This is a genomic window from Verrucosispora sp. WMMD1129 (assembly GCF_029581255.1).
GTDB lineage: Bacteria > Actinomycetota > Actinomycetes > Mycobacteriales > Micromonosporaceae > Micromonospora > Micromonospora sediminimaris.
In genome coordinates, this window is the sequence record NZ_CP120741.1 from 3,775,420 (window position 1) to 3,798,494 (window position 23,075).

Below are 23,075 nucleotides of genomic sequence, written 5' to 3' on the forward strand. Positions count from 1 at the left end.
GGCGGATGGGTCCCGGACCGGTGGGCGACGCCGTGACCAGGTACGACGCCCGGAGGCAGTGCATGCGCGACACGGACAACACCCCCCGAGCCCAGTTCCCCGCCGGGCTGCGGCGGGGCAGCCGGACAGCTGGCGGAGACTCCTCCGGCCGGCTGCCGGTCAACGAGCGGTCGTATCGGCGTCCCGTCGACCCGGTCACGAGTGCCGAGCCGACCGGCGGACGGGAGGAGGACGGCCCCGGGTACGTCATTCACCTGCCCATCCGGGTGACCGATCTGGCCGCCGCCACCGCGTTGGCCGGTCGGCTGGCCACCTCGCTGAACTTCCTGCTCGAACTCGACGCCGGTGAGACCGAGGTGTCGACCGCCGACGACCAGAACAACCGGCACCGGGTCTTCTGCGACCTGTTGCTGCCGGATCGCACGCGCTGCCCCCAGCCCTACGACCACTCCGGCCCCTGCGGGGAACTGTCGCCGGCACCCGAGCAACGGGCCGCTCCCGAGCAGTGGCCCGATGCTGACCAGCGTCCCGCGTCCCGGCCGGCCGGCGGACCGTAGGCTGTGTCCCGAAGTGTCCATGCCACCGAGGGAGCACTCCACCGATGCAGAAGTGGGAATACGCCACCGTCCCGTTGCTGGTCCACGCGACCAAGCAGATCCTCGACAACTGGGGTGAGGACGGCTGGGAACTCGTCTCCGTCGTGCCCGGGCCGAACCCGGAGCAGCTGGTCGCCTACCTGAAGCGCCCGAAGGCATGAGTGCCGTGGCCAACGGACCCCACGCCAGGCTGGCGGAACTCGGTCTGGAGCTGCCGGAGGTGGTGCCGCCGGTGGCGAGCTACCTGCCGGCGGTGCAGTCCGGGCAGCACGTGTACGTCTCCGGGCAACTGCCGATGGCCGAAGGCAAGCTCCTGGCAACCGGCAAGGTCGGTGCCGGTGTCTCCGCCGAGCAGGCCAAGCAGCTGGCCCAACGCTGCGCACTGAACGCGCTCGCCGCGATCGACTCGCTTGTCGGTCTGGAAAACGTGGTCAAGGTGGTGAAGCTGACCGGGTTCGTCGCCAGCGCAGCCGGCTTCACCGGGCAGCCGGGTGTCATCAACGGCGCGTCGGACCTGTTCGGCACCGTCTTCGGTGAGGCGGGCCGGCACGCCCGGTCGGCCGTCGGTGTCGCGGAGCTCCCGCTGGACGCGCCGGTGGAGGTCGAGGTCATCGTCGAGGTCTCCTGACCTGCCGCGATCTTGCAGTTTCCGGCCGGACGAAGACCTCTAACGAGGACGAATCGGGGACCGGAACTGCAAGATCGCGGGGCTGCGTTCGTGGGGTCGTACGATCGCAGCCATGGGAGGGCATGTGACGGGGGCGGTGACCGCCCTCGCCAGCGAACTGCCGGACTGGGCGGCGCTGCTGCGGGCACCCAACCCGGGGCCGATGACGTTGGACGGCACCAACACCTGGCTGCTGCGGGCCCGGCCGGGCGAGCCGGCCGTGGTCGTCGACCCGGGCCCGGCGGACGAGGCGCACCTCGCGGCGATCGTCGCGCAGGGGCCGATCGGGCTGGTGCTGATCACCCATGGCCATCCGGACCACACCGAAGGCTCGGCGCGCCTGCACGACCTGCTCGACGGAGCCGCCGTCCTCGCCGTCGACCCGGCGCACACCGTCGGTGGTGAGCCGCTGACCGGGCCGGGGCAGGACCTGAGCGGCTTCGGCCTGGAGATCCGCCTGCTCGCCACCCCCGGCCACACCGCCGACTCGGTCTGCTTCCTGGCCGAGCGGGACGGTCAGCGGGTGGTGCTCACCGGTGACACGATCCTCGGCCGGGGCACCACCGTCGTGGCGCACCCGGACGGGCACCTCGGTGACTACCTGGCGAGTCTGGAGCTGCTCTCGACGTACCGGGGCGTGCCGGCGTTGCCCGGGCACGGCCCGGCGCTGGCCGACTGCGGTGCCGCCGCCGACTTCTATCTCGCCCACCGCCGCGCCCGCCTCGACCAGGTCCGGGCGGCGCTGGACGCGGGGGCGCGGACCGCGGCCGAGGTGGTCGCCGCGGTCTACGCCGACGTCGACCGGTCGCTGTGGTGGGCGGCGGAATGGTCGGTGCGCGCCCAACTCGAATACCTCGGCCGGGAATCCGACGGCGGCGACGCGAGGTTGGATCCAGCGTGACCTGCCCGGTGTGCGGAACCGTCGCCGTGCCCGGCGCCCGGTTCTGCCACAACTGCGGCGCCGCGTTGCCGGCCGCCGCGACCCTGCCCGCCGCCGAGCGTCGGGTGGTGACCGTGCTCTTCGGCGACCTGTCCGACTTCACCTCCTGGTCGGAGGATCTCGACCCGGAACGCGTCGGCGCGGTCACCGACCGGGTGCTGGCCGCGCTGGCCGGGGCGGTCAAGACCTTCGGCGGGCATGTCGACAAGCTGACCGGTGACGGGATCATGGCGGTCTTCGGTGCCCCCGTGGCGCACGAGGACGACGCCGAGCGGGCGGTACGCGCCGCGTTGTCGATGCAGCGTGCGGTGCGCCGGGTGCTCGACGACGAGCGGGGCGGCGGCGCGCCGCTGGGACTACGGGTCGGGCTCAACACGGGTGACGTGATCGCCGGCATCCAGGCCGCCATCGAGTACACCGTCATCGGCGACACGGTGAACACCGCCGCCCGGCTGGCCGACGCCGCCGCCGTCGGTGCGGTCTACGCCGGTGGGCGTACCGCCGCGGCGACCCGGCACGTCGCGAGCTGGCGGGCGTTGCGACCGCTGCGGCTCAAGGGCAAGCGGGAGCCGGTCGAGGCGTACGAGCTGCTCGGCCTGCTGGACGCACCCGGTACCCGCTCGGGTCTGGGCGACGAAGCGCCGTTCGTTGGCCGGGAGACCGAGATCGGTCGGGTGGCCGGCCGACTCGCCGAGGTGATCGACCGTACCGAGCCCCGGGTGCTGCTGATGACGGCCGAGGCGGGCATCGGCAAGTCCCGGTTCGCCGCCGAGGTGGAACGCCTCGCCGCCGGCTACGACGTAGGTGCCGGCCGGTACGCCGCGCATACCGGTGCCCGGGTTCTCTCGGTGCGCTGTGCCGCGTTCGGCGAGCGTCGCCGGCTGGCGCCCCTCGCCGACCTGGTACGCGCCGCGACGGGGTTGCCGAACGACACCGCGACCGCGGTCACCCGGGCCGCAGTGGAGGAGCGGCTGCGCCGGCTCGGGCAACGGCTCAGCCGTACCCGGACGGAGCCGGCCCCGGTCGCCACCGATCAGCTGCTGGCTCTGCTCGGGTACGCGGAACTCCCCGCGGGCGGCCCGACGGACCAGGGCGAGTGGAGCACCGCCCAGGCGCCCGCCGACGTCGACGCGGTGCCCAACGCGGTGGCCGACCTGCTCAGTGCGCTCGCTGAGGAGGCACCGCTGATGGTGATCGTGGACGATCTGCACGATGCCACCGCGGAGACCATCGGCGCGTTGGAGGTCACGCTGTCCCGGCTCGCCGGTCCGGTGCTGGTGCTGCTGCTCGGTCGACCCGAACTGGTCCGTACCGCTGGCACCCTGGCCCGGGTGTCCGACGCCGAGGTGCAGCCGCTGCCGCCGCTGCGAGGCGCAGACGCGGCCCGGTTGCTGACCAGCTACCTCGGCGGTGGACGGCTGCCCCAACCCGACGCCGACCGGTTGCTCGCCACCGCCCAGGGCAACCCCTTCTACCTGGCGGAGCTGGTCACCCTGCTGATGGAACGCGGGGCGCTCACCGCCGGGGCACGCAACACCTGGCGGCTGGCACCGGGCTCACTGGGCAGCCGACTGCTCTCCCGCGACCTCGCGGCGGTGCTCGCCGCCCGGATCGACGCCCTGCCGGCGGAGGCCCGCTCGGTGCTGCGGGACGCCGCGGTGGTCGGCGACACCGTGCCCGACGGTGCGCTGGAGGCGCTGCGGGAGCAGCGCACCGCCAGTGACGGCCGTCCGGCCGCCGTCGCCGCCGTCGAGCTGGAACGGGCCGTGGAGGAGTTGCTGCAACGCCGGATGCTGCACCGCACCCGGAGCGGGTACGCCTTCGCCACCCCGCTGATGCGGGAGGCCGCGTACTCCGGAATCAGCAAGGCGGAGCTGGCGGAACGGCACGCCGCGTTGGCCCGCTGGGCGGCTCCGGTGACCGAGGTCGCCAGCCCGAGCGGCACCGGAACCGGCCCGGGCGGCTTCCCTGAGGCGTCCCGGGACGACTTCGTGGCCGAGCACGTCGAGCGGGCCACCGCGCTGGCCGACGCGGTCACTCTACGTCCGGACGCGCCGGCCCGGGCGGTCGCGCCGCTGGGCGTGGCGGCGCTCGGCCGGGCCACCCGCCGGGCCCTGCACGCGGGGGAGCCGGCACTGGCCGTCGAGTACGCCGAACGCGCCACCGAACTGGCCCGCGACGGAATCCCCGCCGTCGACCGGGTGGCGCACGCCCGGGCACTGCTCCAGGTGGGTCGGGCCACCGACGCGCTGGCCTCGGCCGAGAAGATCGCCGCGAACGTGGGAGATCCGGCGACCCGGGCCAGTGCCCTGCTGCTCGCCGGGCAGGCCCAGCAGGTGATGGGTGATCTACGGCGGGCCGAGTCCTGCTGGCAGGAGGCGCTTCAGGTGGCCGGGGACGCCGACCTGCCCGCCCTGCGTGCCTCGGCGATGCGCCGGCTGGGCATGACCGACTTCCTGGTCGGCCGGCTGGGCCAGGCCAGCAGCCGGCTGGCGGCGGCGTACCAGGTGAGTCTGGGCGCGGGGGACCGCCGGGGACAGGCGTGGTCGTTGCAGAACCTCGCCTGGGTGACCACCACCCGGGGCGACTTCGCCGGCACGGACGCGGTCCTCGGCCGGGCCGCCCGGCTCTTCGCCGAGCTCAAGGACCCGTACGGACGGGCGTGGTTGCGCGGCACCACCGCCTTCGCCCGGCTGCTCGCTGGTCGGCTGCGGGAAGCGCGCCGGCTGGCCCGGGTGTTCCTGCCGTTCGGTGAACGGGTCGGCGAGGCGTGGGCGGTGGGCACCCTCCGGGCGGTCGACGCGTACGCCAACGCCGAGCTGGGTGAGCTGGTCGACGCCGACCGGGAAGCCCGGCGGGCGTACCGGGATTTCGCCGCCGCCTCGGACGACTGGGGGCAGGGCTTCGCGCTTGTGGTCCGGGGCGTGGTCGCCCGAGGGCTGGGCGAGCCGGAGCACGCCGCGGACCTGCTCACCGACGCGCTCGCGTACGGCCACCGGACCGGTCACCCGCTGCTCACCGGGATGGCCGGTACGCTGCGCGGCTTCGTCGCGCTGGAAATGGGCGACGTGGCCGGCGCCGAGCGGCACGCCCGCGCGGTGCTCACCACTGTGGAACCACACAATCCGCAGGCACCGGCCCAGGTCGCTCCCCGGGTGCTGCTGGCCACCGCCCGGTTGGCGGCCGGCGACTCGGGTACCGCGGTCGGTCTGCTCGCTCCGGTCGCCACGATGGCGGCCACCACCCCGTCCCTGCTCTTCTCCCGCCGGCAGTCGATGGCGCGGTACGCCTCGGCCCTGCTCGCCCACGGCCAGCGCGAACAGGCGTTGGACTGGGCCCACCGCGCGGTGCGGGTGCAGGCCGAGGATGTCCGCAGCCAGGTGGTCGCGGCGAGCGTCCTGGCCGAGGCGCTGGCCGCGTGCGGGCGGCCGGCGGAGGCGAAGGCCAGCGCCGAGGACGCGGTCCGGCTGGCGTACGCCACCGAGCAGCGCAGTGAGCGGGCCGCTGCGGAGGCGCTGCTGAACCGCCTGCGAACCCCCGGCTGACCGCACCCGCCCGCGACCTCGACGTGCCCGCGCCCGGCCACGCCGCCGGTGTGACCGCACTGTGGCGCGATGTCCCGGAAACGTCACCCGGCGGGGTCTGGCTCTCGACCTGGTACGCCCGGTCGATCGATGGCCGGTACGGATCTGGCGGTTTCGGGGATGTGGCCGGTCGGGGCCGGCCGCTAGCGTGGCGGGTGCACGCGACCGTCGATGTCGTCGGTCGCGCCGTCGAGGGGGGCGAAGATGAGGCTGCCGCGTTCGGTCGCGGGGTGGACGATCGCGGTGTTCGGCGTGCTCGCGCTGGTGATGGGGGCGGTCGGCCTGCTCTGGCCGGAGGCGCTGTTGCGGGTGCTCGGCTTCGAGATCCCGCAGAGCCGGGCACCGGGTGACTACACGGGTGTCTTCGTGACGGCATCCTCGATGGCCTCGTTCAACATGGGGGTCTACTACCTGCTCGCCGCAGCCACCGAGTGGCGCGCCTTCTACCGCTTCACGGTCGTGTTCCGGCTGGTCACGTTCACGGTCTTCACCCTCGCGGTGCTTGCTGACATCGCACCGGGGCGGTTCTTCGGGGTGGCGGCCTGGGAGGGCCTGGGCGCGGTGGCGACTGCCGCCGGGCTCTGGTGGGACGCGCGCCGGCCCGCTGGCACGGCTGCTCGGTCCGGGGCGGTCGCCCCGGCGGCGGGGAGCGGATCGACTGCCGACGAATCGGAGCAGGACGACGACCGGCGCGGTGCCGGGACATCGGGTGTGGGGCCGGCCACCGATGCGGTTCACTGAGCGGCCGGCAGAGTTCGGTATTTTCGAGACTGTGACCGACACCCCGCCCGGCGCCCTGCCGACGCCCATCGTGCCCGGTCTGACTAATTTGCAGGTGTTTGCCCGGGGTGGCTACGCCACGGTCTACCGCGCGACGCAGATCTCGGTGGGCCGCGAGGTCGCCGTCAAGGTGGAGAACCGGACCCTGGCCAGCGACCGGGATCAGGCCCGTTTTCTGCGCGAGGCGCGTGCCGCCGGTCGGATGTCGTCCCACCCGCACGTGGTCGACCTGTTCGATGTCGGGGTCACCATCGACCAGCACCCTTACCTGATCATGGAACTCTGCGACGGCTCGTACGCCGAGCGGATGCGCAACTCGCCGCTGGGCGCGGTCGAGGCCCGGGATCTCGGTGTCAAGATCGCGGACGCCATCGCCCACTCACACGCCGCCGGCGTGCTGCACCGCGACGTCAAGCCCGCCAACATCCTCCACTCGCACTTCAACCCGGCGGTGCTTGCCGATTTCGGGCTCGCCGTGGTCGCCGAGATGCGGGACGCCTCCGTCGCGCTGGAAGTGCTCACCCCGGCGTACGCGCCGCCCGAGATGTTCAGTCACAGTCCGCCCTCGCCGGCCGTCGACGTGTACGCGCTCTGCGCCACCCTCTACGCGGTCATGCACGGCCGGCCCCCACGCTGGCAGAGCGAGCGCAACCCGAGCCTGGTCACCGTGTTGGAGATGTTCCACCAGCCGGTTCCCAGCCTGCCCGGCATCCCGGAGGACCTGGTCGACGTGCTGCGTGCCGGCATGGCCAACGATCCCGGTGACCGGCCGTCCGCCGCGGAACTGCGCGACATGCTCACCAATCTGACGTTGGACGGCTCGGCCGCACCGAGCGGGGGGTCGACCCCTCCAGCGGCACCGACCAGCGGCGTTGCCGCCAACATCCACGATGCCGGCCGTGCCGCCCCGCCGGCCAGGGAGGGCTCCACCGAGCGCAGCCGTCGCCGCCGCTGGTTCCTCGGGGCCGCAGGGGTGGTGGCCCTCGCGGCTTCGGCAGGTGTCGGCGCCTGGGCCGCCGGTGGTGGACCGTCGCCACAGCCGAGCATGCCGGCCCGCCCGGCGGCCACCGGTCTGCTCCGCCCGGGTTGCGCCACTCATCAGGAGGCGCTTCCCACGGGTGCCCAGTGCGCTGCGGAGTTGGAGTGCTTCGGGCCGGTGCAGGTGCGTGGCCAGCAGGCCGAAGCCAGCCGAGTGCCGTGCGACGCCCGGCACACCTGGGAGAGCTACGCCCAGGGGAAGTTGCCGGCCGCCCTGGCCGATGCCGGCCACGACGAGATCGTCGCGGATCCCCGAGTACGCCAGGTCTGCAACGAGGAGACGTTCCGTCTGGTCAGCGGGATGCGTCAGGCGGCGGGATGGAATCTTGAGGTGTTACCGCCGGCTGACGCGGACACTGACCTCACCTATCGATGCCTGGCCGGTCGGGGTCTCAACGGCCTTGCCTCGCCCACGCTCACCAGCGGCTGACCTCCCGGGAGGGTCGCGGGCGTCAGCGTCCCCGCCGGTCGCGTCGATGCCGGTCCCGCAGCGCACGGACCGCCTCCCGATCGCCCAGGCTCTCCAGTGTGTCGGCATCAATGCCGAACGGCTCGATACCCGGCCCTCCGGACGGCTGCCCGCTATCCGGTCGAACATCCGCGTCACGCTGCCGGGCAGCGGTGACGGCCACCCCCGCGACGGTGGCGAGCAGAACGCAGAGCAGCGCCCCCGCCACCCCGAGCAGATCCTGCCGGCGCCCCACCACCAGCGCCGCGAGCAGCCAGAACGCTGCCAGGGCCGCAGCCACTGCCACGGTCCGTGCGTCGGATCCTGGGAACCGTCTCACCCGTCCAGAATGTCGGAGATTGCCGATCTGTCAACAGCAGCCAGCTTCACCAGGCGGAACAGCTGACGAACAACAGCTTGCCGAACGAAGAGGGGCAAGGTCTGCCACGGCGACATCCAGCCGTTCGAGGAGCTGCCGGAGACCGAGGTGGCCCAGCGCGCGGAGACCGCCAAGAGCGACCTGGCCGCTCAGGGTGCGCCGGCGCGCGCTGAACCCAAGCGGCTACCGCCGGTTGTGCGCGGCCGTGACGGCGGCGTCAGCCGGCCCCGAGACGTCGGGTGCCGGGCAGGTGGGTGATGCCCCAGGTGGCGAGGCTGTCCAGCACCGGCGCGAGGTCCCGGCCGCGTTCGGTCAGCTGGTATTCGTACCGCCGGGGCCGCTCGCTGTAGGGGTGGCGCACCAGGATCCCGCACTCCTCCAGCCGACGTAGCCGGTCGGTGAGCGTGTTGGTCGGCATCGCCTCGGTTGAGGCCGCCAGGTCCGCGAATCGGAGATTGCCGCGGAACAGCAGGTCACGCACGATGAGCAGGGACCATCTGTCACCGACGAGATCCAACGTGCCGGCGATGGCGCAGTCCGAGCGGGGGGCCACGTTCCGGGCTGAAGACATCCGCACCTCCGAGTCACTTGCGATACACAAGCTACCCCAATAGAGTCACTTGCAAAACACAAGCGACTCTGGAGGGCTCGTGACCGTGCCCGTGCGTACCCATGCTTCGGTGTTGACCCTGCCCGCGCTCGTCGCTGTCGGCTGGTTCTGCGCCACGCTCGCGGCCAGCGCCCTGGGCGCGTTCCGCACGCCACCGGGCGATCCGCCAGTGGCTCTCGCGCTCGCCGCCGGCGTACCGCCACTCACGGTGCTCGTCCTAGCCGTACGCTCGTCGCGGTTCCGTGCCTGGGCCCGCCGCCTCGACCTGCGGTTCCTCACCCTGTTGCAGACCTGGCGGGTAGCGGGACTGGCGTTCCTGGCGCTCGTCGCCGTCGACGCGTTGCCGGCCGGCTTCGCGCTGCCGGCCGGGATCGGCGACGTGGCCATCGGGTTGACCGCGCCACTGGTGGCGGCCTTCGTGGTCGACCGCGCCAACCGGATCTTCGTCGCCTGGACAGCCCTGGGCATCGCCGATCTCATCCTCGCCGTCACCCTCGGCGTCCTCTACTCGGCCAGCCCGGCCGGCCTCCTGCTCACCAACGTCGACACCGGACTCATGTCCACCCTGCCGATGAGCCTCGTCCCCGCCTTCGGCGTTCCCATCACGTTGGTCGCCCACCTGCTGTCACTCGTCAAACTCTCCGGCCGGTGACCCACGCCGGAACCGACCACCGGATGGTGGTAACTCGACACGGACGACTACTTTCGGTGCAACCCGAAACTCGAAACGTAGCGAGGTGGCCATGGCGGTAAGCCTCTCCAGTTCCCGGTGGCGTGCGGCGGCGACCACTGCGGCGGTCGCCCTGACGCTGCTGCTCGGCGCGGCAGCCGGCTGCGACAGCCAGAAGGAGCCGGAACTGCCGTCCGTGCAGGAGAAGCTGCGCGAGTCACACATCTGGGGCCAGCCCGTCCTGCGGATCGGGGTGGCCGACGACGAACCGCTGATGGGCGAGATACGCGACGGGAACCACATCGGGTTCGACGTCGAGATCGCCCGGTACATCGCCGCTTCCCTCGGCTACGAGGGGGAGCACCGGCTGGAATTCGTGGCGGTGTCCACGGAGGACCGGATTCCGGCCCTCCAAGGCGGGGTGGTGGACCTCGTCGTCTCCAGCTTCTCGATCACGGAAGAACGCAAGAAGCTCGTCAGCTTCGCTGGTCCGTACTTCGTGACCACCCAGGAGGTGCTGGTGCCGACCAGGCACAAGGACACCATCCGTACCATCGAGGACCTGCGGAACCCGAAGTACCGGATCTGCACCAGCGGCGGTTCCACCACCGAGGCGGAACTTGAGAAGAACCAGGTCCGCACGCTCGTGGTCAAGGACGTCTGGGACTGCGTCAAGGGCATTCGGGCCGGCAAGTACGACGCGGTCAGCTCCGACGAGACGATCCTCGCCGGCTTCCTGGCCCGCTACCCGACCGAGTTCGAGATCGTCGACATGCCCTTCGGCACCAGCGAACTGCTCGGCGTCGGCGTGCCAATCGGGGACCCGGCCCTGCGGGACCTGGTCGCCTACTTCCTCGACAAGAGCTATCAGCAGGGGCGCAGCGGAGAAGCCAGCCCGTGGCTGACCGCGTACAACCGCACGTTGGGGCCGTGGCTGCGGGGCGAGAAGCGGCAGCCGCAACCGCTCGACGTGCCGAGACTTGTGGACTTCGACGACAAGGCACCACAACGATGAGTGCGGCACCCGCCACCGCCTCCGACGAGCCGGGCGCAGGCGGCCCACCGCCGCCCGTACTGCGAGCCCCCGTGCAGCCGACCGCCCCGCCGCCTTCGGCGCCGCCGAGCACGGCGGGGCGGGTCGAGCCGCCCCCCGGTACGGCCCGGACGGAGACCACCGGTGGCTGGGATCCGGCCGAGCGACGGGCGCGGGCCAGTCAGTCGTTCTGGACGGCCGTGGTTGGCGTACCGGCGATCTTCTCGGTGCTGCGGCTCGGTATCGAGGCCGGCGGTGAGTTGCAGACCACGCTGCTGCTGGTGGCCAACGTGGGACCGGTGAATCTGCTCGCCGGCTTCCTCACCACGGCGGCCCGCCTGCTCTCCACCGTGCTGGTCGCGGTGTTCGCGCTCGGCGGGGTACTCGCCGCCAGCGGGCACCGGCTGACCCGCCGACCGCTCTTTGCCCGGTGGATGGAGATCACGCCGGGCTGGTTCGTCGCGGCGAGCTTCCTGATGGCCCTGGTGACCTGGCCGCTGCTGTATCTCCCGCTGCTGCTGCCCACCGTCGCGGCGGCCTTCCAGCTCCGGCCGGAACGCCTGCACGAGCGTCCCGCCCTCCGCGTCCTGATCGTCGTCGCGGCGTACGCTGGCTACCTCTGGCTGCTCGTACCGACGCTGCGCGACGCCGGGCGGCAGGGCGAGCTGCTGCCGATCGTGCTGCTGGTCGTACCTCCGCTGCTGGCTCTCTTCGTCGCCGGCCCGCTGCCCCGGGTGGTCATCCAGCCACTCGCCCCGGTGACCCAGCTCGCCGTGCTGGTGGTGCTGGTCTGGGCGGCGCTGCCGGTGATCAGCACGCCGGTGCTGCCGCTGACCGTGACCACTGTGGGTGAACCCGGCGTGACCTCCGCCGAGGCCACCGAGGAGATCCGTGGGCACGTGGTGACCACCGACGACGTCAACATGGTGATCCTTCAGGAACGCGGTGGGGTGCGCTACGTGCCGGTCGACCAGGTACGCGGTCAGGTGCTCTGCCCCTCGGAGGAGGAACTGCCCCGGTACCGGCTGCGCATCCACGACTTCCACGTCGAGGACTCCCTGCTGGAAGGGCTGGGCCGCCGGGTACGCCCGGTCCACCGGGTAGACGCCGCCTGCCGATAGTTGACCCCGGCCCGATCCGGTTCGGCTCGCCGAGCAGTCGGCGACTGCGGCGATGCCCGGATCAGTCCGGACGTAGGCCCTTCTCGCGCAGCCAGCCGCGGAGCGCCTCGGCCTGCTCTCGTCCCCTGCTGATCTCCCTGGCGGCCGCCGGGTCGGCGACATGCGTCGCGACGGCGTCGAGAAGGGCCAGTGGCTCGTCCCCGGCCAGCCAGCGCTGAAAGGTCGAACGGTCGTCGTCCGGGACGGTCGAGAAGACGCACCAGTCGATGACGTCGGCCAGGTGGCGGGCCGCGGCGACCTCGCCGATCTCGGTGAAGGCGGCGAGGTAGGAGGTGAGGTCGACACCGCACTCCAGGGCGGCGTCCAGCAGATACCAAGCCTCGTTCGACCCAGCGAAGGTGTGCAGCATGTGCCGCCACCATGTCGCCAACAGGCGCGTCACGGCGGCCCGCTCGGCTGTCGACCAGTCGCGCCACTGCGAGGAGATCCGTCTCGTCACCGCGTCCGGCCTGCTCCAGCCGTCCATCTGGTCGCGGGCGTACAGTTCCAGCAGCCGGGGCAGCAGGTGCGGGAATTCCGTGTCGTCGCCGAAGGTGCCGGGGTTGAGCAGGTAGACACCGAGCTGATCCGGGGTGAGCTGGCGCAGCGGCGTACGCCGGAAGAGATCCACCTCCTCCGGGCTCACACAGTGGTCGCAGGCCGTCAGGTCTGCCGGCAGCTGATGGCGGGCGAAGAGGGCGTACACGTTCTCGATCGCGTCGTCCAGGGCCTGACCGGCCGCTCCGGTGTCGTTCACGACGGTGAGTATGCGCGTCGGAGTCGGACACGGCGACGAGGAAATCGGGTGCCTGTGCCGCGGGTTGCGGCATGTTGCGCCTTCCCACCCGACTTATCCCGCGACATGCCGCAACTCGGGACGACCACGTCACGGGACTCAGTACGACTTGTCCTGACCGAGGAGATGTTGAGCGACGAAGTTGAGGATCATCTCCCGGCTGACCGGAGCGATCCGGCCGGCCCGTACCGCGCCGAGCAGCGTCGCCACGCCGTACTCGGTGGTCATGCCGGCGCCGCCGAGCGCCTGCACGGCGGTGTCCACCGCCAGCGCCGCGGCGTCGCCGGCCGCGTACTTGGCCATGTTGGCGGAGACCCCGGCCTCCAGGTCGCGGCCGGCGTCGTAGAGCGCCGCCGCTTTCTGGATCATCAGCCGGGCCAGCTCCACCTGCACCGCCGCATGCGCGAGGGGGTGTGCGACCCCCTGGTGGGAGCCGATCGTCCGGCCGCCCCACACCGAACGGGTCGCGGTGTACTCGGAGGCGCGTTCGATGGCGTACCGGCCGGTGCCGGCACCCATCGCGGCGACCGTGATGCGCTCCGGGTTGAGCCCGGCGAACAGTGCCGGTAGCCCAGCGTCCAGCGACTCGCCGACCAGCGCCGCGGCGGGCAGCCGCACGTCATCCAGGTAGAGCAGGAACTGGTTCTCCGGGGACACGATCTCCATGTCCAGCTTGGACCAGGTCAGCCCGGCCGCGTCGGTCGGCACGATGAACAGCGCCGGCTTGAGTTTCTGCGGAGCCGCCTCCCCAGCGCCGGCACTGCCGTCATCGACGGCGACGCGGGCCACCACCAGGACGAACTGAGCCTCGTCGACGCCGGAGATGTAGCACTTGCGGCCGGACAGCACCCAGTCGTCACCGTCACGGCGAGCCACCGTGGCGAGGCGGTGGAAGTTCGAGCCGGCGTCCGGCTCGGTGATCGCAAAAACGATCTTCTGGGAGCCGTCGGCCAGGCCCGGCAGGTGGCGTTTGCGCTGCTCCTCGGTGCCGTGTCGGTTGATGACGGTGGCCGCGATGGCGGGGGAGACCACGAGCAGCAGCAGCGGGCAGCCGCTGGCGGCCAGTTCCTCGCAGACGATGGCCAGTTCGGTGATGCCGCCGCCCCCACCGCCGTACTCGGTGGGGATGTTGACGCCGAGGTAGCCGAGCTCGCCGGCCTCCTGCCACAGCTCGGTGGTGTGCTCGCCGGCCTTCGCCTTCGCCACGAAGTACCGGTGCCCGTACCGCCTGCCCAGCGCCCGTACGGCGTCGCGGAGCTGGTCCTGCTCGGGGGTGAGGTCGAAGTTCATGACGGCGACTCCTCATCGGGGGTGACCACGGCCAGCACGGCGTCGGTGTCCACCTGACCGCCGGCCGGTACCGGCAGCTCGGTGACCAGACCATCGGTGGGGGCGAGCACGGGGTGTTCCAGCTTCATCGCTTCCAGGGTCAGCAGCAGGTCACCGGCGGCGACGCGCTGACCGACCTCGACGTGCACCCGGGCCACCGCGCCGGGCAGCGGCGCGAGCAACGACCCGGCGGCCAGCTCCGCGGTGGGCAGCGGAAAACGCGGCAGCTCGGTGAGGCCCGCGGCTCCGTCCGGACCGTCCACGAAGACCTCCGACCCCACCCGGCGTACCCGGTAGACCCGCCGCACCCCGTCGACATCGAGCACGACCCGTTCCGGGTACGCCTCGACCAGGCTCACGGTCGGCTCGCCGCCGGCGGTGGAGGTCGCTGATCCCGAGCCCGCAGGCGATGTCGTCCACTCGGTGAGCCGGCCGGCGCGGTCCAGCCGGTAGCGGATCTCGATTTCGTCCCCGTCAGCGGCAGCGAAGCGGGCGACCTGCGGGAAGGCGGGCACGTTGCGCCATCCCGAGGGCAGCCCGGCCAGCACCGTCGCGGCAGCCCGGCGAGCGGCGGCCGAGGCCAGCGCAGCGGCCAACGCGACCAGGGGGTGCTGTTCGGCGGGCAGCAGCGCGGCGAAGACCTCCGGATGCCGGTCGAGGAAACCGGTGTCGATGTCGACGGCAGCGAACTGTGGGCTACGCAGGACGTGGACCAGCAGGTCCCGGTTGGTGGCCACACCGTGCAACTCCGCCCTGGCCAGCGCGCCGGCCAGGGCACGGGCCGCCTCCGCCCGGGTTGGCGCCCAGGCGATCACCTTGGCGAGCATCGAGTCGTAGTGGATGCTCACCGCCGACCCGTCGACCACGCCGGAGTCCAGCCGCAGCCCGGGTGCGGCAAGGGGCCCGAACTCGGCCGCCACGCCGGGCAGGGCGAACCGGTGCAGGGTGCCGGTCGCCGGTCGGTAGCCGTGCGCGGGTTCCTCGGCGCAGAGACGTACCTCGATCGCGTGTCCGGTGGCCGCCGGTGTCCCGGCCAGCGGCAACGCCCCGCCCTCGGCGATCAGAAGTTGCAGCCGAACCAGGTCCAGTCCGGTGGTCAGCTCGGTCACCGGGTGCTCGACCTGGAGGCGGGTGTTCATCTCCAGGAAGTGGATCTCCCCGTCGGGCGCGAGCAGGAACTCGACAGTGCCGGCGCCCACGTAGTCGACCGCCCGTCCGGCGGCCACCGCCGCCTCGTGCAGCCGCTCCCGCGCCTCGTCGCCAAGGACGCCGGGCGCCTCTTCGACGACCTTCTGGTGCCGGCGCTGGATCGAGCAGTCCCGCACGCCCAGCGCCACCACAGTGCCGAAGCTGTCGCCGAAGATCTGCACCTCGACGTGCCGGCCACGCTCGACGTACCGCTCGATGAAGACCGTGCCGTCGCCGAACGCCGCCGCCGCCTCGCGGCGCGCGCCTTCGACGGCCGCGGCGAGCCCGTCGGCGTCGCGGACCACCCGCATGCCGCGCCCGCCGCCCCCGGCGGACGCCTTCACCAGCACCGGGAAGCTCGTCACCTGCGCCGGGTCGGTCCAGGTGGGCAGCATCGGTACGTCGGCCTCGGCGAGCAGCGCCTTGGCGGCCAGCTTGTCGCCCATCGCGGCGATCGCCTTGGCCGGCGGACCGACCCAGGTCAGGCCGGCGTCGGTGACCGCCGTGGCGAACTCGGCGTTCTCGGCGAGGAAGCCGTAGCCGGGATGGACGGCGTCCGCACCGCAGCGGCGGGCCGCGTCCAGGATCAGGTCGATCCGCAGGTACGTCTCGGCAGCGGTGTTTCCGGGCAGCCGGACGGCCTGGTCGGCCTCGGTGACGAAGGGCGCGTCGACGTCCGCGTCGGAGTGCACGGCGACCGTCTCGATCCCGAGGGTCCGACAGGTGGCGAAGACCCGGCGGGCGATCTCCCCCCGGTTCGCGACCAGCAGCTTGCGAATCATCTGCCGTGCCTCCTTTCGTTCGCGACTGCGGGACTCCGCTTCGCTGCGTTCCTCGCGCTCACATCCGGAAAACGCCGAAGCCGTCGGCGCCCTTCACCGGTCCGCTGTGGATGGCCGACAGACACAGGCCGAGGACGGTACGGGTGTCCCGGGGGTCGATCACCCCGTCGTCGTAGAGGCGGCCCGACAGGAACAGCGCGCCGGACTGGGACTCGATCTGCTGCTCGACCATCATCCGCATCGCCGCGTCGGAGTCCTCGTCGAACTCTCGGCCCCGCGCGGCGGCGGCCTGCCGGGCCACGATGGACAGCACCCCGGCCAACTGCGCCGGTCCCATCACCGCAGACTTGGCGTTCGGCCAGGTGAACAGGAACCTCGGCTCGTACGCCCGGCCACACATGCCGTAGTTGCCGGCACCGTACGAGGCACCCAGGTTCACCGTCAGGTGCGGCACCGTCGAGTTCGACACCGCGTTGATCATCAGGGCGCCGTGCTTGATGATGCCGCGTTGTTCGTACTCGGTGCCGACCATGTAACCGGTGGTGTTCTGGAGGAAGATCAGCGGCGTGTCGGCGGCGTTGGCGAGCTGGATGAACTGTGTCGCCTTCTGCGCCTCCTCGCTGAACAGCACGCCCCGGGCGTTGGCCAGCACACCGACCGGGTACCCGTGCAGCTCACCCCAGCCGGTGACCAGCGCGGTGCCGTAGGCCGGCTTGAACTCGTCGAACTCGCTGCCGTCGAGCACCCGGGCGAGCACCTCACGCGGGTCGAACGGCACCTTGAGGTCGGCGCTGGTGATGCCGAGCAGTTCCTCCGGGTCGTACTTCGGTGGTTGCGGCATCGGGTTGCGCGGTGCCGGACCCCGCTTGCGCCAGTTGAGCCGGCGTACGCACTGTCGGGCCAGCCGGATGCCGTCGCGCTCGTCGGCGGCGAGGAAGTCGGCCAGACCGGACTTCGTGGCGTGCATGGCGGCGCCACCCAACGACTCGTCGTCGGCGTCCTCGCCGGTGGCCATCTTCACCAGCGGCGGCCCGGCCAGGTAGACCTGCGAACGGTCCCGGATCATGATCGTGTAGTCGGACATCCCGGGCGCGTACGCGCCACCGGCGGTGGCGTTGCCGAAGACCACGCTGACCGTGGGGATCCGCTCGGCCGAGAGCCGGGTCAGGTCGCGGAACACCCGGCCGCCCGGAATGAAGATCTCCGCCTGGGTGGGCAGGTCCGCGCCGGCCGACTCGACCAGGTTCACCATCGGCAGCCGGTTGGCCAGGGCGATCTCGCCGGCCCGCCGGGTCTTCGCAAGCGACCAGGGGTTCACCGCGCCGCCGCGTACCGTCGGATCGTTGGCGACGACCAGGCACTCGACGCCCTCGACCACGCCGATCCCGGTCACCACACTGGCCCCCACCGGGAAGTCCGTGCCGAACGCGGCTACCGGTGACAGTTCGAGGAAGGGGCTGTCCTGGTCCAGCAGCAGCTCGATGCGTTCGCGGGGGAGCAGCTTGCCGCGCTTGTGGTGCCGGGCCACGTACTTCTCGCCACCGCCGGCCCGGGCCTGGTCGAGCGCCGCGTCCAGCTCGGCGAGACGTTCCAGCAGCGCGTCCCGATTGGCCCGGAAAGCCGGCGTGGACCTGTCGATCGCGGTGTCGAGTGTGCTCACAGGCCGATGCCCTTCGCGATGATCTCGTTCATGATCTCGGTGGTGCCACCGCCGATGCCGAGGATGCGGGCGTCCCGGTAGTGCCGCTCCACCTCGGCGTCGCGCAGGTAGCCGAAGCCGCCGTGCAGTTGCAGGGCCTGGTCCACGACCCGGTCGGCGGCCTCGACCGCCACGTTCTTCGCCATCGCCACCTCCGTCACCACCGGCTCACCTGCGGCCACCCGGGCGGCCACCTGGTGCACGTACGCCCGCGCCGCCTCGGCCCGGGTGTGCATCTCGGCCAGCCGGTGCCGGACCAGCTGCCGGCTCGCCAACGGCCGGCCGAAGGTGGACCGGTCGCGACACCAGGTGGCGGCCAGCTCGACGCAGCGCTGCGCGATGGCGTACGCCTGGGTGGCCAGGGAGAGACGTTCGGCCGCGAACTGCTGCATGATCGCGAGGAAGCCGGTGTCCTCCTCGCCGATCCGGTTCGCCACCGGCACGCGTACGTCGACGAAGGAGAGTTCGGCGGTGTCCGAGCAGTGCCAGCCGAGCTTCTCCAGCCGTCGCCCGACGGTGAAGCCGGGGGTGCCCTTGTCGATGACCAGTAGGCTCAGCGTTCCGCTGCCCGGCACTCCGGTGCAGACCGCGGTCGTCACGAAGTCCGCCCGGACTCCGCTGGTGATGTAGGTCTTCGCGCCGTTCACCACGTAGTGGTCGCCGTCGAGGCGGGCGTGGGTGCGGATGCCCGCGACGTCCGAGCCGGTGTCGGGTTCGGTGATGGCCAGCGCGCCGATCATCGAACCGGCCAGCGTCGGCCGGACGTACCTGTCGATCAGGTCATGCTCCCGGCCCGTCGGGTCAATGCGTTCGACGGCGTCACCGGGCGGTCTGGGGAGCTTGCCGCCCGACCGGGCACCGGCCGCGGCGACCATGTGCGGCAGCGCGATGCCGTGCGTGAAGAGGGCGGCCACCAACCCCGAGGAGCCTCCCGAACGGATGATCTCCTCGGTGACCAGAATCGAGTCGAGCAGGTCACCGCCGCTGCCGCCGACCGCCTCGGTGAAGCCGATGCCGAGCAGGCCGATCTTCGCGGCGTTCACGTGCAACTCGCGGGGTACCTCGCCGGCCCGCTCCCAGTCGGCCAGGTGCGGCAGCACCTCCCGGGTGACGAAGGCGCGGGTCAGCTCCCGCAGCTGCCGCCGCTCGGGAGTGTCCACGATGGTCACGGCCGCACCTCCCCGACGACCGGTGCCGGGGCGTCGCCGGTCGCCGGCTCGACCGGCAGGTCGACGATCCGGGAGCGGAGCAGCTCGCCGAGAGCCTTGGCCTGCGGGTCGAACCGGGTGGAGGCGGCCACCCCGGCTCCGAGCAGCCCTCGGATCACGAAGTTGACGGCCCGCAGGTTCGGCAGTTCGTACCGTTCCACTGCCAACGGGGCGGTCTCCGGCAGCAGCTCCGCCAGCCGCGCCACGGTGAGCCAACCGCGTAGCCAGGCCCAGGTCGCGTCGGTCCGCGCCCAGACCCCCAGGTTCGCGTCGCCGCCCTTGTCACCGGATCGCGCGCCCACCACCTCACCCAGCGGCCCCCGCCGGGTCGGACCTGTCGCCACCGGGCCGGCCAGCTCGGCCGCCGGCTCGGCGGTTACCGTCCCGGTCACCGACGGTGGGTCGATCGGCAGCCGGGTGCCGTCGGGCAGCACGGCGACGTGAGCGACCTCGTCCTGCGCCACGACGTCGGCGGTGAACACGCCGTACGGGGTGGCGTCGCCGGGCAGGGTGGTCAGGGTGCAGCCCGGGTAGGAGGCCAGGGCCAGCTCGACCGCCGCCGCCGAGAACGCCCGCCCGGCCCGCGCCCGGTCACCGTCGCGCAGGTGTACGTGCAGCAGGGCGCTTGCCGTCTCGGTGTCGGCGGCGTCGGGGTGGTCGGTGCGGGCCAGCGTGAACTCCAACCCGTCCGGGCCGACCGCCTCCGTCAACTGCTCCCGTACCAGGGCCGCCTTGGCCGGGATGTCCAGCCCGCAGAGCACGAACGTCGTGGAGTTGCGGAAACCACCGAGGTTGTTGACGCCCACCTTCAGCGTCTCCGGCGGCGGCGTGCCCCGGGCACCGCTGACGAGTACCCGGTCCGGGCCGTCCTGGCTCAGTCGGACCGAGTCGAGCCGGGTCACCACGTCCGGGCCCAGGTACGCCGGCCCACCCACCTCGTACAACAACTGGGCGGTGACCGTCTCGACGGTGACCGCGCCGCCGGTGCCGGGATGCTTCGTGATCACCGCCGAGCCGTCCCTACGCAGCTCGGCCACCGGAAATCCCGGCCGGCGCCCACCGTCGGGCAGTTCGGTGAAGAAGCTGAAGTTGCCGCCGGTGACCTGCGCCCCGCATTCGATGAGGTGCCCGGCGACGGTGGCCCCGGCCAGCGCGTCGAGGTCGCCACGCCCCCAGCCGAAGCGGGCGATGGCCGGCCCCACGACCAGCGAGGCGTCGGTGACCCGGCCGGTCACCACCACGTCCGCCCCGGCGTCGAGGCAGGCGGCGATACCGAACGCCCCGAGGTACGCGTTCGCGGTCAGCGCGTCCGGTCGGGCCAGGGCGTCGCCCTCGACGTACCCGATCCGGACAGGGAGCCCGAGCCGGTCGGCGAGAGCGCGGATCGCGGCGGCCAAGCCGGCCGGGTTGAGCCCGCCCGCGTTGGTGACCAGCGTGACCCGGCGGTCGAGCGCGGTGCCGAGGCAGCCCTCCAACTGCCGGAGGAACGTCTTCGCGTAACCCAGGTCGGGGTCGCGCATCCGGTCCCGACCGAGGATGAGCATGGTCAACTCGGCCAGGTAGTCGCCGGTCAACACGTCCAGCTCGCCGCCGTCGAGCATCTCGCGCCAAGCGGAGAACCGGTCACCGTAGAAGCCGGAGGCGTTGCCGACCCGCAGCACGTCGCTCATCGGCAGCCCCCTGGGGTCGCGGCTGCTCGGTGCCACCGTGCGCTCATGGCTTGGCTCCCGAGGCCGCCGTTCGTGGCGGGCGGCCGGTGCCGGGCGGGCCGGCGAAGGCCTGGGCCACGTCCAACCACCCGTCGGCGACCGGCCCGGTAGCGACCAGCGCGGTGTCGGTGCGGTGCTGGCGTCGGGTCACCAGCAGGCAGAAGTCGAGCGCCGGACCGGTCACCCGGTCCGCCGCGTCCGCCGGACCGAAGGCCCAGGTATCGCCGCCGGGCGCCGCCAGCTCCACCCGGACCGGTGCCGTGGGCACCGCGCGGCCGTGGGCGGCGAAGCTGTGCCCGACGGTACGGAAGCCGAGGTACGCGACGTGCCGTAGCCGGTCGGTGGCGGACCGGGTGACGCCGAGCGCCTCGGCCACGTCCTCGCCGTGCGCCCACGTCTCCATGATCCGGGCCGTCACCATCGAGGCCGGCGACATGCGGGTTCCGTACCAGGGCAGCTTCTCCCCGGCGGGGGCGGCGGCGAGGGCCGCCGCGAGCGCCGAACGGCCCTCCCGCCAGCGGGCCAGCAGCGCCTCGGGCGGGGCGAGGAAGGCGATCGCGCCGTCGTCGACCAGTCGGGCCGGATCCGGTGCGGCGGTGACCGAGGCGTAGAACGCGTCGGCGTCGGTCGCGGCGAGTCGGGCCACCTGATCCGTCCAGGCCAGATGGGCGATCTGGTGAGCGACGGTCCAGCCGGCCGCGGGGGTGGGCCGCTCCCACTCCTGCTGCGGCAGCGCCGCGACGAGCGCGTCGAGCTGCTCGGACTCGGTGGCCAGATCCGTGAGCAGGGCGGTCAGGTCGACCATGGGTGCCTCCGGGCGGGTTGGGCCGGTCAGGGTGCCGTCTCCGCGCTGGTGAGCAGCGCCGTCAACTGGGTCTTCCAGGCGTGCAGCAGCGCGGCCCGGCGGGCCGAGTCGTCGCTGAGCAGGTTGGCTACGCCGAGCCCACGCAGCAGGTCCAGGGTGGCCTGCACCGCCTCGCGGACGCCGGGACGCCGCTCGTCCACCCCGAGCAGCTCGACCGTCAGTCGGTGCATCTCCCGGCCGATCCGGGCTTCGAGGGGCAGCAGCGCGGCCCGCAGCTCGGCGTCGGTGCGGGCGGCCACCCAGAGTTCGAGGGCGGCGACGAAGAGGGGCCCGGTGAAAGCGGCAGCGAGCAGGTCCACCACCCGGTCCAGCCGGTCGGCGCCGGTCGGCAGGGCGTCGGCTTCGGCCCGCAACTCGGCCGCCCGCCGTTCGGTGAGGTGCCCGACGGCGGCGGTGACCAGGGCGGTGCGGGTCGGGTAGTGGTGCAGCTGGGCACCCCGGGAGACGCCGGCCCGGGACGCCACGACCGTGGTGGTGGTGCCGGACCAGCCATGCTCCACCAGGCAGTCGACGGTCGCCTCCAGCAGCCGGGCCCGGGTGGCGCGGCTGCGCTCCTGCTGAGGGACGCGCGTCGATGCAGCGGACATGCGGGAAAGCCTGCCCCCCGAAAAACAAACAGTCAAGCTTGACTTTTTTAGGCCAGTCGACAGCGCAACTTCAGGGCTGTTGCTGCATCCGGCGCGCGGCAGGCAACAACAGCCATGAAGTTGCACACCCAGCTACGTGGGTTTCGGGGGATCAGACGCGGGCGCGGCGGGCCAGGCGCTCCGGGTCGAGGATGATGATGCTCTTGCCGTCCAGCCGGAGCCAGCCGCGCGAGGCGAAATCCGCCAGGGCCTTGTTGACCGTCTCCCGGGAGGCGCCGACGAGCTGGGCGATCTCCTCCTGGGTCAGGTCGTGCGTCACCCGCAGCACGCCGCCGTCGCGGGTGCCGAAGCGCCCCGCCATCTGGAGCAGGTTCTTGGCCACCCGGCCGGGCACGTCGGTGAAGATCAGATCCGCGAGAGCGTCGTTGGTCCGGCGCAGTCGGCGGGCCAGCACCCGCAGCAACTGCTCGGCGATCTCCGGCCGGTTGTTCAGCCACGGCCGCAGCGCCTGCTTACGCAGTCGGGCCAGTCGGCTGTCGGTGACCGCGGTCGCGGTCGCCGTACGCGGGCCCGGGTCGAAGAGCGACAGCTCACCGACCATGTCCGACGGACCCATCACGGCGATCAGGTTCTGCCGGCCGTCCGCTGCCCGGCGGCCAACCTTGATCTTGCCGGACAGCAGGATGTAGAGACTGTCGCCGGGCTCGCCCTCGTTGAAGACGACCTCGCCCTTGCGGACCTCGATCGTCTCCATCTCCTTGGCGAGCGCCTCGGCCGCCTCCGGGTCGACACCCTGGAAGATCCCGCTGCGGGCCAGTACCTCGTCCATCGCGCACCTCCGGTTGCGCGTGCCGTCTGCTCGGCCTGGGTCCGCCGTCCGCTGATCCCTCGCGCGCCGACCAGTCTAGGCGCACGTGAGCAGGAATCAGAGGTGCACCCCTGGAATCTTGATCGTTGGGCGTAACGTGCCCGTCGTGATCACCCTCTAGGATCCCGCGCCTGGTCAG

21 protein-coding genes are annotated in these 23,075 nt (G+C 72.3%); 10 read left to right on the forward strand and 11 right to left on the reverse strand.

Translation table 11 applies throughout. The annotated features are described in order from the left end of the window. Positions 1–62: 62 nt before the first annotated feature. The 7 genes from O7624_RS17535 (at position 63) to O7624_RS17565 (ending at position 8,035) form a co-directional block, all read left to right on the forward strand. Positions 63–557: a hypothetical protein gene (locus O7624_RS17535; RefSeq protein WP_093410120.1), complete on the forward strand. Its 495-nt coding sequence runs from the start codon at positions 63–65 to the stop codon at positions 555–557. Positions 558–601: 44 nt separating this feature from the next. Beyond that, the gene (locus O7624_RS17540; protein WP_013736319.1) at positions 602–757 is read left to right on the forward strand and encodes a DUF4177 domain-containing protein; all 156 of its coding nucleotides are present in this window, start codon (positions 602–604) and stop codon (positions 755–757) included. Continuing rightward, positions 754–1,224 (forward strand): RidA family protein, encoded by a 471-nt coding sequence (locus tag O7624_RS17545; RefSeq protein WP_093409977.1) that lies wholly within the window; start codon positions 754–756, stop codon positions 1,222–1,224. The genes O7624_RS17540 and O7624_RS17545 overlap by 4 nt, the downstream gene beginning before the upstream one ends. A 112-nt stretch (positions 1,225–1,336) precedes the next feature. After that, a complete protein-coding gene (locus O7624_RS17550; RefSeq protein WP_282236564.1) occupies positions 1,337–2,164 on the forward strand; it encodes an MBL fold metallo-hydrolase in 828 nt (275 codons plus the stop codon). Further along, entirely contained in the window at positions 2,161–5,748 is a 3,588-nt protein-coding gene (locus O7624_RS17555) for an adenylate/guanylate cyclase domain-containing protein (RefSeq protein WP_282236565.1), read from the forward strand. The genes O7624_RS17550 and O7624_RS17555 overlap by 4 nt, the downstream gene beginning before the upstream one ends. A gap of 243 nt (positions 5,749–5,991) precedes the next feature. Further along, positions 5,992–6,528, forward strand: a complete 537-nt coding sequence (locus O7624_RS17560; protein WP_282236566.1) for a hypothetical protein — start codon at positions 5,992–5,994, stop codon at positions 6,526–6,528. Positions 6,529–6,559: 31 nt separating this feature from the next. Next, positions 6,560–8,035, forward strand: a complete 1,476-nt coding sequence (locus O7624_RS17565; protein ID WP_282236567.1) for a serine/threonine-protein kinase — start codon at positions 6,560–6,562, stop codon at positions 8,033–8,035. A gap of 22 nt (positions 8,036–8,057) precedes the next feature. Here O7624_RS17565 and O7624_RS17570 read toward each other — a convergent pair whose 3' ends face one another. Further along, on the reverse strand, positions 8,058–8,354 hold the full coding sequence (locus tag O7624_RS17570) for a hypothetical protein (protein WP_282236568.1): 297 nt from the start codon (positions 8,352–8,354) through the stop codon (positions 8,058–8,060). Positions 8,355–8,649: 295 nt separating this feature from the next. Next, complete coding sequence (locus O7624_RS17575) at positions 8,650–9,003, reverse strand: helix-turn-helix domain-containing protein (RefSeq protein ID WP_282236569.1); 354 nt, start codon at positions 9,001–9,003, stop codon at positions 8,650–8,652. A 79-nt stretch (positions 9,004–9,082) separates the two neighbouring features. Here O7624_RS17575 and O7624_RS17580 point away from each other — a divergent pair, with 79 nt between their 5' ends. The 3 genes from O7624_RS17580 (at position 9,083) to O7624_RS17590 (ending at position 11,866) form a co-directional block, all read left to right on the forward strand. Further along, positions 9,083–9,694, forward strand: a complete 612-nt coding sequence (locus O7624_RS17580) for a hypothetical protein (RefSeq protein ID WP_282236570.1) — start codon at positions 9,083–9,085, stop codon at positions 9,692–9,694. Positions 9,695–9,785: 91 nt separating this feature from the next. Beyond that, positions 9,786–10,727: a transporter substrate-binding domain-containing protein gene (locus O7624_RS17585; RefSeq protein WP_093409956.1), complete on the forward strand. Its 942-nt coding sequence runs from the start codon at positions 9,786–9,788 to the stop codon at positions 10,725–10,727. Beyond that, positions 10,724–11,866, forward strand: a complete 1,143-nt coding sequence (locus tag O7624_RS17590; RefSeq protein WP_282236571.1) for a hypothetical protein — start codon at positions 10,724–10,726, stop codon at positions 11,864–11,866. Before O7624_RS17585 ends, O7624_RS17590 begins: the two co-directional genes overlap by 4 nt. Before the next feature lie 61 nt (positions 11,867–11,927). Here the strand turns inward: O7624_RS17590 and O7624_RS17595 are convergent, their stop codons facing one another. The 9 genes from O7624_RS17595 to O7624_RS17635 all read right to left on the reverse strand — a co-directional run bounded on the left by O7624_RS17595 (position 11,928) and on the right by O7624_RS17635 (position 22,897). After that, positions 11,928–12,662 carry a hypothetical protein gene (locus tag O7624_RS17595; protein ID WP_282236572.1) on the reverse strand — a complete coding sequence of 245 codons (735 nt, stop codon included), beginning with the start codon at positions 12,660–12,662 and terminating at the stop codon, positions 11,928–11,930. Between the two features lie 138 nt (positions 12,663–12,800). After that, entirely contained in the window at positions 12,801–13,991 is a 1,191-nt protein-coding gene (locus tag O7624_RS17600; protein ID WP_282236573.1) for an acyl-CoA dehydrogenase family protein, read from the reverse strand. Beyond that, positions 13,988–16,000, reverse strand: a complete 2,013-nt coding sequence (locus tag O7624_RS17605) for a biotin carboxylase N-terminal domain-containing protein (RefSeq protein ID WP_282236574.1) — start codon at positions 15,998–16,000, stop codon at positions 13,988–13,990. Before O7624_RS17605 ends, O7624_RS17600 begins: the two co-directional genes overlap by 4 nt. A gap of 58 nt (positions 16,001–16,058) precedes the next feature. Continuing rightward, a complete protein-coding gene (locus O7624_RS17610) occupies positions 16,059–17,660 on the reverse strand; it encodes a carboxyl transferase domain-containing protein (protein ID WP_282236575.1) in 1,602 nt (533 codons plus the stop codon). Then, entirely contained in the window at positions 17,657–18,868 is a 1,212-nt protein-coding gene (locus O7624_RS17615) for an acyl-CoA dehydrogenase family protein (protein WP_282236576.1), read from the reverse strand. The genes O7624_RS17610 and O7624_RS17615 overlap by 4 nt, the downstream gene beginning before the upstream one ends. After that, a complete protein-coding gene (locus O7624_RS17620) occupies positions 18,865–20,577 on the reverse strand; it encodes an acyclic terpene utilization AtuA family protein (RefSeq protein ID WP_282236577.1) in 1,713 nt (570 codons plus the stop codon). The genes O7624_RS17615 and O7624_RS17620 overlap by 4 nt, the downstream gene beginning before the upstream one ends. Positions 20,578–20,620: 43 nt before the next feature. Next, positions 20,621–21,421 (reverse strand): TIGR03084 family metal-binding protein, encoded by an 801-nt coding sequence (locus O7624_RS17625; protein WP_282236578.1) that lies wholly within the window; start codon positions 21,419–21,421, stop codon positions 20,621–20,623. Between the two features lie 26 nt (positions 21,422–21,447). Continuing rightward, positions 21,448–22,068: a TetR/AcrR family transcriptional regulator gene (locus O7624_RS17630; RefSeq protein ID WP_282236579.1), complete on the reverse strand. Its 621-nt coding sequence runs from the start codon at positions 22,066–22,068 to the stop codon at positions 21,448–21,450. A 151-nt stretch (positions 22,069–22,219) separates the two neighbouring features. After that, entirely contained in the window at positions 22,220–22,897 is a 678-nt protein-coding gene (locus O7624_RS17635; RefSeq protein ID WP_013736306.1) for a Crp/Fnr family transcriptional regulator, read from the reverse strand. Positions 22,898–23,075: the final 178 nt, after the last annotated feature.

Excerpts from the sequence above, each read along its gene's own strand:
- O7624_RS17545 (WP_093409977.1), top strand. The coding sequence starts at position 754 with ATGAGTGCCGTGGCCAACGGACCCCACGCCAGGCTGGCGGAACTCGGT.
- O7624_RS17560 (WP_282236566.1), top strand. The coding sequence starts at position 5,992 with ATGAGGCTGCCGCGTTCGGTCGCGGGGTGGACGATCGCGGTGTTCGGC.
- O7624_RS17540 (WP_013736319.1), top strand. The coding sequence starts at position 602 with ATGCAGAAGTGGGAATACGCCACCGTCCCGTTGCTGGTCCACGCGACC.
- O7624_RS17585 (WP_093409956.1), top strand. The coding sequence starts at position 9,786 with ATGGCGGTAAGCCTCTCCAGTTCCCGGTGGCGTGCGGCGGCGACCACT.
- O7624_RS17550 (WP_282236564.1), top strand. The coding sequence starts at position 1,337 with ATGGGAGGGCATGTGACGGGGGCGGTGACCGCCCTCGCCAGCGAACTG.
- O7624_RS17605 (WP_282236574.1), bottom strand. The coding sequence starts at position 16,000 with ATGATTCGCAAGCTGCTGGTCGCGAACCGGGGGGAGATCGCCCGCCGG.
- O7624_RS17635 (WP_013736306.1), bottom strand. The coding sequence starts at position 22,897 with ATGGACGAGGTACTGGCCCGCAGCGGGATCTTCCAGGGTGTCGACCCG.
- O7624_RS17625 (WP_282236578.1), bottom strand. The coding sequence starts at position 21,421 with ATGGTCGACCTGACCGCCCTGCTCACGGATCTGGCCACCGAGTCCGAG.
- O7624_RS17575 (WP_282236569.1), bottom strand. The coding sequence starts at position 9,003 with ATGTCTTCAGCCCGGAACGTGGCCCCCCGCTCGGACTGCGCCATCGCC.
- O7624_RS17535 (WP_093410120.1), top strand. The coding sequence starts at position 63 with ATGCGCGACACGGACAACACCCCCCGAGCCCAGTTCCCCGCCGGGCTG.
- O7624_RS17630 (WP_282236579.1), bottom strand. The coding sequence starts at position 22,068 with ATGTCCGCTGCATCGACGCGCGTCCCTCAGCAGGAGCGCAGCCGCGCC.
- O7624_RS17620 (WP_282236577.1), bottom strand. The coding sequence starts at position 20,577 with ATGAGCGACGTGCTGCGGGTCGGCAACGCCTCCGGCTTCTACGGTGAC.
- O7624_RS17590 (WP_282236571.1), top strand. The coding sequence starts at position 10,724 with ATGAGTGCGGCACCCGCCACCGCCTCCGACGAGCCGGGCGCAGGCGGC.
- O7624_RS17600 (WP_282236573.1), bottom strand. The coding sequence starts at position 13,991 with ATGAACTTCGACCTCACCCCCGAGCAGGACCAGCTCCGCGACGCCGTA.